The organism is Luteibacter sp. UNCMF331Sha3.1 (genome assembly GCF_900109915.1).
Classification (GTDB): Bacteria; Pseudomonadota; Gammaproteobacteria; order Xanthomonadales; family Rhodanobacteraceae; genus Luteibacter.
Genome location: NZ_FOBU01000001.1, coordinates 1,820,970 through 1,833,140 on the forward strand (window position 1 = coordinate 1,820,970; position 12,171 = coordinate 1,833,140).

Sequence of the window (12,171 nt, forward strand, 5' to 3'; positions counted from 1 at the left end):
CGCCGACCGAACGGCGCCCCGTTCGACGAACTATCCTCCGCGGACATCTTTTTCCACGGGGACCGTTATGCGCCGAACCCTTCTCGCTCTCGCCGCCTGCACCGCCATGCCTGCCATCGCGGCGATGAATCCGCTCTGGACGCAACCCGTCGAGCCGCACGCGATCTACGGCAACACGTACTTCGTCGGCACGAAGGGGCTCTCGGCGATCCTCGTCACGTCGCCGCAGGGCCACGTGCTGATCGACGCGCCGATGGCGCAGAACGTGGCGATCGTCGAGGCCAACATCCGCAAGCTCGGCTTTCGCGTTGAGGACATCAAGGTGATCCTCAATTCGCACGCGCACTTCGATCACGCAGGCGGCATGGCGGCACTGGCGAAGGACAGCGGCGCGACGGTGCGCGCCACCGCCGCGGGCGCGAAGGAACTCCGGCTCGGCGGCGACGATCCCGACGACCCGCAGCACGGTGAGGCGCCACTCTACGCGACGGTGGACGCGAAAGGCGATATCGCGGACGGGACCGTCGTGCGCGTGGGAGCGCTGGCGCTCACCGCGCACGTCACGCCCGGGCACACCGTTGGCGGCACGGCGTGGACGTGGCAATCGTGCGACGCCAACAACTGCAGACAGATCGCCTACGTCGACAGCCTCTTCGCGTTCTCCGCGGATGGCTATCGCTACAGCGACCATCCCGCGTTCGTCGCCGATTACCGCAAGACGTTCGACCGGGTGGCGGCGTTACCTTGCGACATCCTGGTCACGCCGCACCCGGAGCAGGGCGACGGAAAGACGTGCAAGGAATACGCCGCCGCCGGCCGCGAGCGCCTGGAAGAAAAACTGAAGCAGGAAGCGGGGAAATAGAGAAAAGCGTCAGCGCGGCGATGCCAGCATCGCCGCGATCCGCGCGTCCTTCTCCGCCCACAGCTCGTTCACCCACTGCTGGAAGCCTTCGCGGAAGGTGGCATCGTTCTCGTAGTCGCCTCGCATCGACGGCAGGATGGGCAGCTGCCGCATGTGGATGCGGATCTCGCGGATGCGACCCGCCAGCATGTCCATCATGGTCGCGGGCCCATCGGGATACACGATGGTGATGTCGAGTATCTGCCGGATCGCATCGCCCATCGCGTCGATGACGAACGCGACACCGCCGGCCTTCGGCTTCAGCAGGTGCACGTAGGGCGATTTCTGCGCGTCGTGCTTCGCAGGCGTGAACCGCGTGCCCTCGGTGAAGTTCATCACCGACACGGGCAGGTGGCGGAACTTCTCGCAGGCGCGGCGCGTGGCTTCGCGATCCTTGCCTCGCAATTCGGGGCGCGCCTCGAGCTGCTGCCGCGAATGCCGCTTCATGAACGGAAAATCGAGTGCCCACCACGCGGGGCCGAGGAGCGGGACCCAGATCAGCTGGCTCTTGAGGAAGAAACGCATGAACGGAACGCGCCGGTTGAACACCTTCTGCAGGGCAGGGATGTCGACCCAGCTCTGGTGGTTGCACACCATCAGATAATTCTCACGCGGCGCCAGTCCGCCGTCGCCTTCCACCACCCAGCGCGTCCGTGTGAATGCGCCGAACAGCCAGCCATTGAAGCCGAGCCAGCTTTCCGCGATCCACACCAGCACCGCGCCGATCGATCGCCGCATGCCCGCGGCGGGCGCGATCACGCGCACCAGCGAGAGGGTGAGCAGCGGAATGACGTGGAGGAGGGTGCTCGCCAGCAACAGGAGGCAGGCGATGGGAACGCGCAGGAAAGTGGGGAGCGAAGCGAACATGCGGTAAGGACTGACCGAAGGAACCCAGAGTCTACAGGCACGCCCCGGGCGTTGGCCCTAGGCGCCCAGGGATGCTCCGACCGTCTCCAGATCCTGTTTCACCACGTCGATGCCCTCCCACGGATCCTTTTTCAGTCGCGCGAGACGCTTCGGCACGCTGTGGATGTCGAAGGCGTTTCCGGACTTCACCTTGCCCAGTTCCTCCCAGCGGAGGGGCACCGCCACCGGTGCGCCGGGCCGGCCACGCAGCGAATACGACGCCACGGCGGTGGCGCCGCGACCGTTCCGCAGATAGTCGACGTAGATCTTTCCATGCCGGAAACGCTTGGTCGCGGTGGCGACGAATTCCAGGGGGTGCAGGGCGGCGAGCGCTTCGGCGAAGCCGCGCGCGAACGTCTTCACGGTGTCCCAGTCCGCGCCGGGGTTCAGCGGCACCACCACGTGCAGCCCCTTCCCACCCGTGGTGCGCACGAACGACACGAGGCCGAGCTGTTCGAGCAGCTCGCGCACCTGCCGCGCCGCGGCGACGACGCGGCTCCAGGCGACGTCGTCGCCCGGGTCGAGATCGAACACCACGCGATCCGCGATGTCGGGCGAGCCGACGTGCGACCCCCAGGGATGGAATTCCACGGCGCCGAACTGCACCAGCTCGATCAGGCCGGCTTCGTCGCGTGGATAGAGATACACGCCCTGTGCACCCGTTTCCTCCTTCAGCTTCGCGGTGCCGACGTGATCGAGCCCGGCCATCACGTGTTTCTGGAAAAAGCACGGCTTGCCGATGCCGCCGGGACAACGGATCGTCGACGTGGGGCGGTCCGCGATACCGGGCAGCATCCACGGCATCACCGCGCGGTAGTAGTCCACCACCTGTTGCTTGGTGATGCCATCGTCGGGAAACACGACACGGTCGGGATGGGTGATCACGACATCGCGGGGGTTGCCGGCCGGTGCGCTGATCGCAGGCTTCGCGGCGCGCGAGGTCTTCTTCGGCGCGGCCGGTGCGCGATCGGCGTCGCGCAGGTCGGCAGGTGCCTTGTCGACGCGCAACGTCTTGAGGCTCGGCTGGCGCAGCAGGTTCTTGTTGCCGATGCCGCGGTAATACACCTCGGCGACCGCGGTGGGCGCCACCCAGAGGGCACCGCGCAGGGTCGGATCCACGGCGTCGATGCGCACGGATGGCTTCGTCGCGCCCCCTTTCGCCAGCGTCTTGCCGAGCTGGCGAAGCATGTCGTCGGTGAATCCGGTGCCGACGCGTCCCACGTACGTCCATCCGCCATCCGCATCGGGCTTCGCGAGCAGCAACGACCCGAAGACCAGTCGCGACCCCTTCGCCGGCGTGTAGCCGACGATCGCGAACTCATCGCTCTCGAGGCGCTTGATCTTCAGCCAGTCGTCGCCGCGTCCGCCGTGGTAAGGGCCTTTCGCCCGCTTCGAAACGATGCCTTCGAGCTTCTGCTCCATCGCCATCGCGAACACCTCGTCGCCATGGCCGACGTTGTGCCCGCTGAAGGACAGATGGGCCGGCGCGTGCGCGAGCAGGCGTTCGAGCAGGGCCTTACGCTGCACCAGCGGCACGCGCGTGAGGTCGTAGCCTTCGCAGAACGGGATGTCGAAGAGCATGTACACCAGCGGGGCGCTGGCCTCGCCGGACAGCGTCTTCTGCAGCGCGTTGAAGTCGCTGCGCCCCTGCGCGTCCAGCGCGATCAGCTCGCCGTCCAGCCGCAAGCCCTCCAGTCCAAGCGCCTCGATCGCCTCCGCGATTTCGGGGAGGCGATCGTTCCAGGGCAGGGCATTGCGCGACCACAGCGACACCTTGCCCTTCGCCATGCCCGCGAGGATGCGGTAGCCATCCCACTTCACCTCGTGCAGCCAGTCGTCGCCCTGCGGCGGCGTCTCGCGGAGCTTCGCCAGCTGCGGCGCAAAGAAGTCGGTGCTGGCCTTACCCTTGCGCGCACCGTCGAGTGTCGCCGCCTGCTTCGTCAGCGCGGCGGCGGCGACCTTGCGCGTCTTCGGCGCCGCTTTCCGGCGCGATGTCGATTTCTTCGCGGCGTCGCGAAGGGCGGGGGTCTTCGCCGCCTGGCGTGTGCTCTTTCGCATGGTCGCATCCAGGAGATCGTCGGCCTCGACATCGCCGGCATAGGCGTCGTCGACCTTGATGAGGAACCACGCCGGCTGACGCTCCTTGCGACCGCTGCGCACGAGGTGCCAGCTTCCCTTCAGGCGCTTGCCGAACAATTCGAAGGCGAGGTGGCCCTTGCGTAGCTGCGCCTCCACGTCGCCGCGCGTGGACCACACGCCCTTGTCGAAGAGATCCACGTGGCCCTTGCCGTAGCCCTCGTCGATGTCGCCTTCGAAATCGGCGTACGACACCGGGTGGTCCTCGACCTCCACGGCCAGTCGCTTGACCTTCGGGTCGTAGCTCGGCCCCTTCGGCACGGCCCAGCTGCGCAGCACGTCGCCGACCTGCAGGCGGAAGTCGAAATGCCGCCGCGACGCGTGGTGCAGCTGCACGACGAAAAGGGCGCGTCCGCCCTTGCCGGCCGACGCGTCGGGCGTGGGCTCGCGCGTCTTCGCGAAGTCGCGCTTGCGACGGTAATCCTGCAGGGTCATGCCTGATCGTTGGCCGGGGGGCGTGAACGTCCCGTCGAAGATGGCCGATGTCGTCCCGCTTTCAGAATTGTCGTGTGGGATGTGCTGGCCAGGAGGAACAGAATCGAGGGCCACCGCCGTCGCGGAACCGAACCCCTCGCAAGGAACGCCCCATGAATCGCCCATTCCGAGGCATCGCTTCGCTTCTTTTCGTTTTGGGCCTGCTAGGCCCCTCGCTCTCCGCGCACGCCGGCTGCCTGTCCTACCCGTCGCAGGCCGCGCCGCAGGCGGTCACCTTCGGTACCGTCCGGGTTCCGGCGGATGCCGCGCCCGGCACCGTGCTCGCGGTGCGCGATTCGCAGCCAAACTTCAGCCCCGCCAAGCATAAGTGCGACAAGGCGTCCCGCGCCGCGCGGCTCGGGGTGTTCAGGACGCCGAGCACGCTCGGCGGCGGGATGTACGACACGAACATCCCTGGGATCGGCATACGCATCCGTCACTTCGGATTCCAGCTGGGCTTCGACAACGCGCTCGTACCCTCCGAAAGTCCCTTGCCGTCGTGGGCCTTCTACCCGATCGTCGGCGCGCATTTCCGCGTGGAGCTCGTGAAGACCGGCCCCGTGACGAAGGCCGGCGACCTGAGCGCCGGTACCATCGCGGAAGCCGGATACGATGGCCACCGGCAGTGGTGGGCCGACCTCGGGGCCACCCGCATCGAGCCCGAGCACGGCACCTGCGCGTTCCATGCGCGGCACCTCGTGTTCGACCTCGGCGACGTCGATGGGGGCACGCTCGTCGCGCAGGGACACAGCCGATGGGCGAACCAGTCGCTCGCCGTTACGCAATGCACCAACGTGACGCAGATCGACATGACATTCGAGGGCGCCGCGCACGACACCGACGCGTCGCTCTTCCGTCTCGACGCCACGCCCGGCACCGCTCGCGGCATCGGCGTGGAGCTGCGATCCGTCTACCCGGACGCGCAGGCCATGCCGAACGCGTCGGTGCCCCTGGTGTTCGACGTCATCACCGGCGACGACACCTATGCGTTTCGCGCGCGTTACCGTGCCACCGGCGAGGCGGTGTCTCCCGGAACGGCGAACGCGAGCATCACGGTGCGCGTCGCCTATCGGTGACGCCGGAATCACGGTCGGGCCCGCGTGGAGGCTGGTCCAGAGTTGCCGGCCACGCGATGCGCTGGCTACGCTCGGGCTTCTTCCCGTGCAGATGGCGCGACGCTCCGTGACCGATATCGACAACAGCGCTACCCATGCTCCCCGGCGCCGTTTCGTCCAGGGGCTCGTCATCGCCGGCATCGCGGCGGGTGTCGGCGTGCTGCGCCCGGGCTATGCGACGGCGGCGATGAAGGTGCCGGCGCAACGCGTCGGGCCGGAGGTTCAGCTCGACCTCGTCGCCGCCACGGTGGATTTCACCGGACGTGCCCGGCGCGCCGTCACGGTCGATGGAAGCGTGCCGGGGCCGGTGTTGCGGTTCCGGGAAGGCGATGTCGCGTCCATCCAGGTGCGCAACACCCTCGACACGACGTCATCGATTCACTGGCACGGACTGATCGTGCCCGCGAATCAGGATGGCGTGCCAGGCCTGAGCTTCGACGGCATCGCACCCGGCAGCACGTACCGCTATCGGTTCCCGTTGCGACAGTCCGGCACGTACTGGTACCACGCGCACAGCCGTTTTCAGGAACAGAGCGGTCTTTACGGTGCGATCGTGGTCGAGCCCCGCGACGGCGAGCGCCACGCCTGCGATCGCGAGCACGTGCTGCTCATCAGCGACTGGAGCGACGAAGATCCGGAGAGCATCTACGCCCGGCTCCGGACGCGCAGCGACATCTACAACTACGGGCAGCCGACGCTCGTGGACTTCATGCGCGACGCCCGCGCGAAAGGCTTCGGCGACGCGGTCGCGATGCGACGCATGTGGAACCGCATGCGCATGAACCCGACCGATCTCGCCGACGTCTCGGCCGCGACGTATACGTATCTCGTCAACGGCGCGACGCCCGCCGCCAACTGGACGGGTGACTTCCGTCCCGGCGAGCGCGTGCGCCTGAGGGTGATCAATGGGTCGTCGAACTCGATCTTCGACCTGCGCATCCCCGGCCTCGGGCTTCGTGTGATCGCCGCGGACGGGCAGGACGTCGAACCGGTGGTCGTCGACGAGATCCGTCTGTCGGCCGGCGAAACATACGATGTCATCGTCGAGCCCGGCGAAGACCGTGCGTACACGATCTTCGCGCAATCCATCGATCGCTCGGGTTACGCCCGCGCGACGCTCGCGCCGCGTGCCGGCATGGTCGCGGCGGTGCCCCCACTAGATCCCCGTCCGCGGCTCGCCATGCGCGACATGATGGGTGCGATGGGAGGCGACGGCGGCGAGCACGGCGCCATGGCGATGGCGAACCACGCACGCACCGAATACGGACCCGGCACCGACATGCGCGTGGACATGCCGCGAACCAACCTCGACGATCCGGGGGTCGGCCTGCGCGAGCGCGATCATCGCGTTCTGACGTACGCGGACCTTCGCAGCATCGATGGTCCCCGGGACCGGCGTACGCCGGGCCGCACGATCGAGCTGCATCTCACGGGCAACATGGAGCGCTTCGCCTGGTCGTTCGACGGCGTGAAGTACTCCGCGGCCAAACCGGTGCACTTCCGCGAGGGCGAGCGCCTGCGCATTCGTCTCGTCAACGACACGATGATGAACCACCCCATCCACCTGCATGGCATGTGGAGCGAGCTGGAATCGCCCGACGGTGCTTTCCAGGTGCGCAAGCACACGGTCAACGTGCAGCCCGCCCAACAGGTGACCTACGCCGTCACGGCCGACAATCCGGGCCGCTGGGCATTCCATTGCCACATGCTCTTCCACATGGAAGCGGGCATGTTCCGCGAAGTGGTGGTGTCGTGAGGCGTTTGCTGGTCGGCGTGCTGCTTTCCCTTCCCGCCGCCGCCTTCGCGCAGGCGATGCCGGACATGGATCATGCGGCGATGGGTCACCACGACATACCCGACATGACCATGGGCCCGATGCAGGGCGGGCGCGCGCCGGCGAATGCGCGAAGCGGCGACTGGTCCGAGGGTGTCGAAGGCTCGTCGATGCCCGGCATGGCGATGCACGACATGGACGACACGGCGGGCGCCGGCACCTTGCTGGTCGATCGCCTGGAATCGTTCGCGGGGCAGGGAGGTCACGGCCAGTCGTGGGAAATCGACGGCTGGTATGGCAACGATACGGACAAGGCCTGGTTGCGCAGCGAAGGCGAGCGCGTGGCCCGTCGTGCGCACGACGCCGACGTGGAGTTGTTCTGGAGTCACGCGGTGGCGACGTTCTGGGACACGCAGCTCGGCGTGCGTGTCGATCCGGGCGAGGGCGCGGACGCCGGCGGGCGCGCACCGGCACGACGATGGGCCGCCTTCGGGCTGCAAGGCCTCGCGCCGTACTGGTTCGAACTGGAAGCCACCGCTTATGTCGGTACCGGCGGCCGAACGGCGGCACGCGTCCGCGCCGAGTACGAACTGAGGATCACGCAGCGCCTGATCCTGCAGCCCGAGCTCGAACTCAACGCCTACGGGAGGGACGACGCACGCCGCGGAATCGGCTCGGGCCTTTCCAGCGTCGAAGGCGGCCTGCGGCTGCGCTACGAGATCCGGCGCAGCATCGCGCCCTACGTCGGCATCGCGTGGGAGCACGTCACGGGCAACACGGCCGATCAGGCACGCGACGCCGGACGGCGCATCACCGATCGTCGCTGGGTGGCCGGTGTGCGTCTCTGGTTCTGACATCGCCGAGCGTCACGGCCGTGACCAGCGCGGACAGCACGGCCAGTCCGGCGGAGCAGAGCATCACGGCCCGGAATCCCGTGACGAACGCTTCTTTCACGGCGTGCCGGGCGGCGGGATCCGCGATGACGATGCCTGCAAGCTTCGCTTTCTGCATGGCGATGGTCCGCATGTCGTCGGGAGACAGGCGAAGCGGCGCGAGCCGGGCGTCGAGTGCGCCGTCGAACACGTGCGTCATCACCACGCCGAACACCGCGATCGCCAGCAGTCCGGCCGTACGGGACACCGCGTTGTTCACGCCCGACGCGGTGCCGGCCAGCGAGGGCGGCAACGCGTTCATCACCGTGGTCGTCAGGGGCGCGACGACGATGCTCATGCCGAGACCGAGCACGCAGCTCGCCGGGAAGAAGGTCGTCCAGTAACTCCCGCCGACGCCCGGCAGCGCGTACAGCGCGAAACCCGCGGCGGCGATCAGCGGTCCGACGACCAGCGGCAGGCGTGCCCCGACCCGGTCGACGAGCTGTCCGGTCAGCCGCGACAGTGCGAACATGATGGCGATGAACGGCAGCAACGAGGCGCCGGCGCCCGTGGCGCCGTAACCCTGCACCTGAATGAGATTCAGCGGCACGAAGAACAGGCTGCCGCCGAGCGCGGCGTAGAGCAGCAGCGTCAACGCGTTGGCCGCGGCGAAGTCGCGGTGACGGAACAGGGAGAGAGGCAGCATCGGCGCCGAAACACGCGCCTCGACGACGACGAACGCCACCAGCGACCCCACGCCGACGATGGTGGCCACCACGACGCTCGTGGCGGCCCAGCCGAGCAGCGGCGCTTCGATCAGCGCATACACGATGCCCGTGAGGCCCGCGGTAGCGAGCGCCGCGCCCGCGACGTCGAGATGGCCCGTGCCGGCATCGCCGCGGCTTTCCGGCACGCGCCAGTAGCAGATGACCAGCAGCGCGATGCCGAGCGGCAGGTTGAGCAGGAAGGCCCAGTGCCACGACACGTACTCGACGAGGTACCCGCCGATCACGGGGCCCGCCGCCGCCGTGATGCCACTGAACGCGGACCACGTGCCGATCGCCGCGCCGCGCTTTTCCTTGGGGAAGGCACTGCTGATGAGGGCGAGGCTACCCGGCACGAGCAGCGCGGCGCCCAGGCCCTGCAAGGCGCGCGCGCCGATGAGCGTGTGAATGTCCGGTGCGACGGCGCAACACAGCGACGCGAACGTGAAGATCGCCGTGCCGATGGCGAAGACGCGGCGCCGCCCGAAACGATCGCCGAGGACGCCGCCGACCAGCAGCAAGGCGGACAGCAGAAGCGCATAGGCCTCCATCACCCACTGTGCGTCGGCCGTCGTCGCATCGAGGGCTTGCTGGATGGCCGGCAGCGCGACGTTCACGATGGTGCCGTCCACGAAGGCCATGCCGGATCCCACGATCGCGGCGATCAGCGTCCAGCGCTGCGCCGATGGCGAGCAGGGCACGGCGCCGGTCGCGTCGTCGGTCGGCATGGGATCGGGATCGGTAAGGCGCATGGATGGAGAGCCTACGCCCTCCATGGCACCGTCGTCTGGGCGATTCGCGCAACATGACGTTGCCTGAACGCGTCGGGGTATACATCGGGGACATGACCGGAGACGACCGATGAAGCCACGCGATGCCTACGACGATCCCACGACGAACTCGGGCGACCCCACGCACGGGGACCGCCCCCAGCCCGACGAACCGGTCACGACCGGCTCGGGCGACCCCCAGCACCGGATGCCGGACGAAGAGGAATAGCGGCCGGCGGGCCGGATCGGTGCTCGTGCCGTCGTGTCGAAATCGCGGCGGGCCACTCGTCGTGAATGACGAGACCCCCCATGGAGACCACCCATGTCGCTCCCGTTCCAGCGCATCACGCCCTTCTCTCTCTCTCCTGGCAGATCGTGCCCGCGAGCGTCGATGAACTCGTCACGGACAAGGCCGCGATGAACGCGCTGCTGCAGATGACGAAGATCGACATCGCCACCATCGAGGCCGCCCGCCGCGCCGGAGTGTGACGCCGGTGCGTTGACAGTCCGCTCCCTTGCGTCGAAAGTCGAAGGTCGCGCAATGGTGGGAGCGGAGCATTGAATCGACGTGAGTTCGCGAAGGCGCTGGCCGTCGTCGGCGCCTTCGGCAGTGGCATGGGAACGGCGTGGCAGGCCGTGGCGGGTACGACACCTCCGGCGATGCGTCACGTGGCGGTCGATCCGGATCGCCTTCTCACCCTGCAGCAGGCGTTTCTCGACCTGCGGTTCGGCATGTTCATCCATCTCAACATGGCGACGTTCCAGGATCGCGAGTGGGGCGACCCGACGCGTTCGCCGACGCTCTTCAACCCGAAGCATCTGGACACCGACCAGTGGGCGCGCGCGGCGAAGAGCGCCAACATGGGTTACGCGTGCCTGACGACCAAGCATCACGACGGCTTCTGCCTCTGGCCGACGAAGACGTCCAGCGCCAACGTCATGCAGTCGTCCTACCCGCACGACGTGGTGCGGCGCTACGTGGATTCGTTCCGCAAGGCCGGACTCAAGGTCTGCCTGTATTTCTCGATCCTCGACCTGCGCCAGGACATCCGCGCGCGCACCGTCACGCCGGAGAAGATCGCGCTCATCAAGGCGCAGATCACCGAGTTGCTGACGAACTACGGGCCGCTGACGGCGTTGATCCTCGACGGATGGAACGCTTCGTGGTCGCGCATCTCGTACGCGGAGCTCGCCTATCGCGAGATCTACGATCTCGTGAAGTCGCTGCAGCCGGATTGCCTGCTCACCGACCACAACGCGGGAAGCTACCCCGGCACCGCGCTCTATTACACGGACATCAAGCAATACGAGCAGCACGCCGGGCAGAAGATTCCCGCGAACAGCCCCGTGCCGTCGCAGTCGGGTACCACGCTGCAGAGCGACTGGTTCTGGAAAACCACGTACCCCACGTCGGAACTCGCTGCCGCGCGCACCATCGTCGACGACTGGCTGAAGCCCTTCAACGACAACCATTGCAACCTCATCCTCAACGTGGCGCCCAACCGCGACGGACGCTTCGACGACAACGCCGTGGCGCGCCTCGCGGAGATCGGTGCGCTGTGGAAGAACCCCGGCCCCGCGGCGAAGATCGCGCGCCCGGTCACCATCACCACGCCGGATCTCGCGGCGGGGCGCCCCGCGTGGGCCAGCGCGAGCGACGAGGCCGTCGGCCCGGACCAGGCCTTCGACGACGACTTCCGCACGTACTGGCTTGCCGATCGCGGCACGACGGAGGCGTGGATCGAGGTGCGCTTCGATGCCCCCACGACGTTCAACACGCTGTCGATCGTGGAAGCGCGGGGGCGTGAGGGTTACGGCGACGCGAGCCGCATCGTGTCGTACAAGGTCGAGATCGAGCGCGACGGTAAGTGGATCGGCATCGCCGCGGGCGCGACGCCCGAGCCCTACCAGTTCCACGAGATCGCTCCGGCCACGGCAAAGCGCGTGCGCCTGTCCGTCACGGGCAGACAGCCCGGGATCGTCGAGTTCGGTCTCTACGACGAACCGCGCGGATAATTCCCCGCGACGATACCGTCACGCCTTTAAAACCAATGGCTTGCCACCATCTTCAGACGATGGGGCGAGTCCCTGGAGGTGTGTCATGGCAACCGGTTGGGCGGGCGACACCGCCGTGCAGGACCAGATCGACGCGACCGTGAACGACGCGGTCGAGCGCGCCCGTAGTCGTCTCTCGAAAGGGCCGAGCCTCGAGCGCTGCGAGGCATGCGACAACCCGATCCCGGAAGCGCGGCGGCAGGCCGTGCCGGGCGCGCGTCTGTGCGTCGCCTGCCAGGAGGCCGCCGATCACGACGAAGCCGCGTTCGCGGGCTACAACCGCCGGGGCAGCAAGGACAGCCAGCTACGCTGACGCGTGTCACGCGTTTTGCAAGTGATTGACATAAAACAGAAATATGCCGAAAAACGCTAAAGGTTCGGGGCGGGGCGGCCGACATCGGGGC

Annotated in this window: 11 protein-coding genes; 8 read left to right on the top strand and 3 right to left on the bottom strand. The window is 67.6% G+C overall.

Annotation, left to right across the window (positions count from 1 at the left end):
* The first annotated feature begins 67 nt into the window (after nt 1-67).
* Nucleotides 68-862, top strand: a complete 795-nt coding sequence (bla, locus tag BMX32_RS07975; RefSeq protein ID WP_089976613.1) for a subclass B3 metallo-beta-lactamase — start codon at nt 68-70, stop codon at nt 860-862.
* A 9-nt stretch (nt 863-871) separates the two neighbouring features.
* On the opposite strand, the gene BMX32_RS07980 is transcribed toward bla, so the two are convergent.
* Both BMX32_RS07980 and ligD read right to left on the bottom strand, forming a co-directional pair.
* Nucleotides 872-1,768, bottom strand: a complete 897-nt coding sequence (locus BMX32_RS07980; RefSeq protein WP_089976616.1) for an acyltransferase — start codon at nt 1,766-1,768, stop codon at nt 872-874.
* A gap of 57 nt (nt 1,769-1,825) precedes the next feature.
* On the bottom strand, nt 1,826-4,378 hold the full coding sequence (ligD, locus tag BMX32_RS07985) for a DNA ligase D (protein ID WP_089976618.1): 2,553 nt from the start codon (nt 4,376-4,378) through the stop codon (nt 1,826-1,828).
* Nucleotides 4,379-4,530: 152 nt separating this feature from the next.
* Here ligD and BMX32_RS07990 point away from each other — a divergent pair, with 152 nt between their 5' ends.
* From BMX32_RS07990 to BMX32_RS08000, 3 genes are all read left to right on the top strand, one after another.
* Nucleotides 4,531-5,493, top strand: a complete 963-nt coding sequence (locus BMX32_RS07990) for a fimbrial protein (RefSeq protein WP_089976621.1) — start codon at nt 4,531-4,533, stop codon at nt 5,491-5,493.
* Between the two features lie 106 nt (nt 5,494-5,599).
* Nucleotides 5,600-7,288 (top strand): copper resistance system multicopper oxidase, encoded by a 1,689-nt coding sequence (locus tag BMX32_RS07995; RefSeq protein WP_244511457.1) that lies wholly within the window; start codon nt 5,600-5,602, stop codon nt 7,286-7,288.
* A complete protein-coding gene (locus BMX32_RS08000) occupies nt 7,285-8,160 on the top strand; it encodes a copper resistance protein B (RefSeq protein ID WP_244511458.1) in 876 nt (291 codons plus the stop codon). The genes BMX32_RS07995 and BMX32_RS08000 overlap by 4 nt, the downstream gene beginning before the upstream one ends.
* Here the strand turns inward: BMX32_RS08000 and BMX32_RS08005 are convergent.
* The gene (locus BMX32_RS08005) at nt 8,117-9,694 is read right to left on the bottom strand and encodes an MFS transporter (RefSeq protein WP_089976626.1); all 1,578 of its coding nucleotides are present in this window, start codon (nt 9,692-9,694) and stop codon (nt 8,117-8,119) included. The genes BMX32_RS08000 and BMX32_RS08005 overlap by 44 nt on opposite strands.
* A 109-nt stretch (nt 9,695-9,803) precedes the next feature.
* Here BMX32_RS08005 and BMX32_RS18630 point away from each other — a divergent pair, with 109 nt between their 5' ends.
* From BMX32_RS18630 to BMX32_RS08020, 4 genes are all read left to right on the top strand, one after another.
* Entirely contained in the window at nt 9,804-9,941 is a 138-nt protein-coding gene (locus BMX32_RS18630; RefSeq protein ID WP_170843591.1) for a hypothetical protein, read from the top strand.
* An 80-nt stretch (nt 9,942-10,021) separates the two neighbouring features.
* A complete protein-coding gene (locus BMX32_RS08010) occupies nt 10,022-10,201 on the top strand; it encodes a hypothetical protein (protein ID WP_089976628.1) in 180 nt (59 codons plus the stop codon).
* A gap of 69 nt (nt 10,202-10,270) precedes the next feature.
* Nucleotides 10,271-11,728: an alpha-L-fucosidase gene (locus BMX32_RS08015; RefSeq protein WP_211664187.1), complete on the top strand. Its 1,458-nt coding sequence runs from the start codon at nt 10,271-10,273 to the stop codon at nt 11,726-11,728.
* Between the two features lie 85 nt (nt 11,729-11,813).
* On the top strand, nt 11,814-12,080 hold the full coding sequence (locus tag BMX32_RS08020; protein WP_089976630.1) for a DksA/TraR family C4-type zinc finger protein: 267 nt from the start codon (nt 11,814-11,816) through the stop codon (nt 12,078-12,080).
* Nucleotides 12,081-12,171: the final 91 nt, after the last annotated feature.